This window comes from Oleiphilus sp. HI0066 (assembly GCF_001635725.1).
Genome location: NZ_LWFH01001530.1, coordinates 1 through 502 on the forward strand (window position 1 = coordinate 1; position 502 = coordinate 502).

Consider the following 502-nt stretch of genomic DNA (forward strand, 5'->3'; position numbering starts at 1 on the left):
TCAAAGATACAATTTAAATCGATTGTTACGTCTTGACCACAGGCCAAAGTACCACGGATATCAATACGGTTTGGATCAAATAGGCTCACGCCGTTTCTTAACAAGGCTTCACCAAGTTGGGATTGATACCAACATTCAAGTTCACACAGTTGTAAGCGATCATTTACGCCTTGAACTTCTTCTGGAGAATTCGGAAAACACGCTTCAACTTCTTTTCCTTGATTAACCGCTAAAGCAACAAAGTCAGTCAGGTAGTATTCTGCTTGTGCATTATCAGCCCTAAGTTGTGGAAGCCATACATTCATATTATTCGAACTGAATGCCATGAATCCTGTATTTACTTCTTGGATCGCTAGCTGTTCGTCAGTTGCATCTTTTTGCTCGACAATCGCAGTTACTTCTTGCGCGATATTACGAACGATTCGACCATAACCTGTTGGATCGGCTAGCTCGATAGTAAGTAGCGCAAGCGTTTCTTCATCAGCCATCTCTACTAGCTCAG

The 502-nt window shown here is 42.0% G+C and carries 1 pseudogene; it reads right to left on the reverse strand.

What is annotated here, in order from left to right:
- Window positions 1-488, reverse strand: a pseudogene (gene glmU, locus A3738_RS23800) (bifunctional UDP-N-acetylglucosamine diphosphorylase/glucosamine-1-phosphate N-acetyltransferase GlmU); the annotation flags it as partial.
- Between the last annotated feature and the right edge of the window lie 14 nt (window positions 489-502).